Consider the following 2,525-nt stretch of genomic DNA (forward strand, 5'->3'; position numbering starts at 1 on the left):
GCGCAAGGCGTGATCGCGAAATCATGCTTTTCCGCATCGCCGCAAGGTTCATTTGAAAGGGTCATCGATCGATTTGCTTGATTGCCTCACGCGCCGGACGCCGACGGGCGAGCCGTCCGAGACGAACTGCAGCTCATAATTCCGTCCTCGAGAGTCTGTTGCGGTGCAGTTGACGCTGGAGACCCGCCGCGCGGCGAAGTTGCCGAACTGGCGGCAAACACCGGTCGATACCTCTTCCGAAGGCACCGGGAGGCCATGGATTTTCGGCCGGTCCTTGGAATTCAGAAGCATCCGGTCGATCGGAAGCTCGTAGGAGTTGTCGTCGAAGCGCTTTCCGTTCTCGCCGGAGAAGGACACGACGTGGGCGTCGTCCGTTGAATCCTCGAGAGCTACCGCGAAACTGACGCGTCCGGCTTCACTGTGTGCGTAGGCAACAGCCTTGCAGCCGTAGTCACGACCCGCGATCTTGAGGGTGGTGCACTTGCCGGACATGAGGGCAAGGATGTCGATCATAGGTTGATGACGCTCGACGCGCCTGGTGGTGGGGGCGTCAGAACGCTGCTCGGCGGCTGGCCGGTCCCCCGGAGTCTGAGCGAGGCATGGAGCTGTCAGTAACACTGACGATACCCCGGTCAGCAACAGCCGGGCGCCCGACCGGAGCAGAAAGCGCGAAAAACTGTTCAACCCAAACCCCGCTGCCGGGGCGAGAGCGGCAGGGGAGAAAAGTCCCGTCCGGTCATGCTCTTACCCTGCTTGTCCCACCCGCATGGTGCCATTCTCGCGATCATCGATCAATCGCAATAGAGCCGGGCGAGGCTGCCTCGCCTGTTTACTTGGTCCGGTCAATGCATTACGGCGTCCGCACCGGCCGGCCGCTGCCGTTAGAGCCGGCGGGCCCGTTAATCGCTAACTACCCTGTCACACCGACGTTGATCCCTGGATTAGGAACGCGTTTCGTTGAGCGATATTGGTTGTGTACGTCGCTGGCTTGAGCCTTGCATGCTCGTCCGGCTGGTTGGCTAATCTGTGAGGGGCTGCACTGGGCTGCGCCGGTTTCCGGGTCAATTATTGACGGGAATCGAATAAAAATCCTAATCTTGCCTACTTCTGGTCGCCAACGCTGACCCCTACACATAAAAATGGAATTTACCCGTGCCTAAAATCAAGAACAAATTGGTTGCCAGCTTTGGTTCGCGCTTGAAACAGCTGCGAGAAGATCGGTCGATGACCATCACAGAGCTGGCCAGACGGATCGACGTGACGCCACCCGCCATCTGGCACTGGGAGAAGCGGGGCAGGGTTCCGAAGCCCGCTACGATAAAGGCTGTGGCAAAGGTGCTCAACGTCAGCTCTGAGTTTCTTGAAAACGGTGTCCACCTCGTGAGTGAGCAGGATCAGGGCCCGTCCGACAGTCCCTTGATGCGGATCGATCAGATGAGCCTCGAAAAACTGATCCGCGCCATCGAGGCAAAAGGTTTCCATGTCCAGATCTCTTCGACCGGAGATCGCGAAACTAGCGCGGAATAGGGTCGGCGTAATACCCCGTATCGACGAGCAACCGTTGCCCAAGCCTCGGGATGAACTGCGCGATCCTACCGGGCGCTCGAGCGGCGCGGGTTGAACCATGGGCGGCCGCACCGCGTAACTCTTGCGTGGGTGTCGAGACCAGCGCCGCTAATGCGGATGCAATCATAGCGGGTTCCTCTCTTGCGCCTCGCGCTTCTGGCGGCGGTCCCGGCCATGCTGATGGGGATACCGCGTTTGGGGAGGCCCACTTTCAGGTTGCCGTATGCCCAAGCACAGACACGCAACCATCTTCGATGACGAGGTGGTGACGCCGCTCGCGACAGGGCGATCTTCGGCACAGTAGTCTCGCTGCGCGATTGGGCTTCAAACGCCGTTCCGGGCTTGAGATCGAGCAATCGCAAAATAGGCTGCAATTCGACAATGCCACTAAATAACGCACGCACTCGTTTCGTGGTATCGGCCATGTTTTACAACTATTGATATCGTGCCGCTGCGAATAGTAACGCGTTTTAAATCGCGGATGCTCACGATTTTAAACACGGCTAGAACGAGTCCATGCTGTTGAGAACACACGATTACTGAGTGGAAAAGAGCCGTATTTTCAACGCGCGGGCAGCGCACTCCCGCTGACCGCGGAGTAAACTCATAGGAGCCGATCTCGCAAATAACCGATGATCGCTGAAGGGGCCAAAACGCTTGTGGGCGGTCTGCGGCCGTGTCATAATTTCGCAGTTAAGGTCGATTTAAGGTACCATAAAATTTATTTACGCCGCCAACTCGTCGTTCGAAGGAGGCGCTGCAATGAACAAAGACTTTAGCACCTTAGAGGGTTGGCATTCAGCTCCCCTTCTGTCGCGTGCCGTTACCGGCGCAGACAGTCGAGTTCTCCCCGACAGACACTGCTAGCGTCCCTATCTCAAGCGCGTATTTGCTTGAGCTGTCTTTGCGTTCGTCAATGCGGCAAGCCGTTTCGGTCCATTTTTTGATGGAGCACCACG

Annotated in this window: 2 protein-coding genes; one reads left to right on the plus strand and one right to left on the minus strand. The window is 57.7% G+C overall.

Annotated features, from left to right (window positions below; all coding sequences use genetic code 11):
* Nucleotides 1–48: 48 nt before the first annotated feature.
* Nucleotides 49–642 (minus strand): hypothetical protein, encoded by a 594-nt coding sequence (locus NR187_RS30420; RefSeq protein ID WP_372703283.1) that lies wholly within the window; start codon nucleotides 640–642, stop codon nucleotides 49–51.
* Between the two features lie 510 nt (nucleotides 643–1,152).
* On the opposite strand from NR187_RS30420, the gene NR187_RS30425 reads away from it, so the two are divergent.
* Nucleotides 1,153–1,527, plus strand: coding sequence for a helix-turn-helix domain-containing protein (locus tag NR187_RS30425; protein ID WP_256808806.1), 375 nt, complete (start codon nucleotides 1,153–1,155; stop codon nucleotides 1,525–1,527).
* Nucleotides 1,528–2,525 lie beyond the last annotated feature (998 nt).

Origin of the sequence: Bradyrhizobium sp. Bra64 (assembly GCF_024519875.1) — a bacterium.
Taxonomy (GTDB): Bacteria; Pseudomonadota; Alphaproteobacteria; order Rhizobiales; family Xanthobacteraceae; genus Bradyrhizobium; species Bradyrhizobium japonicum_G.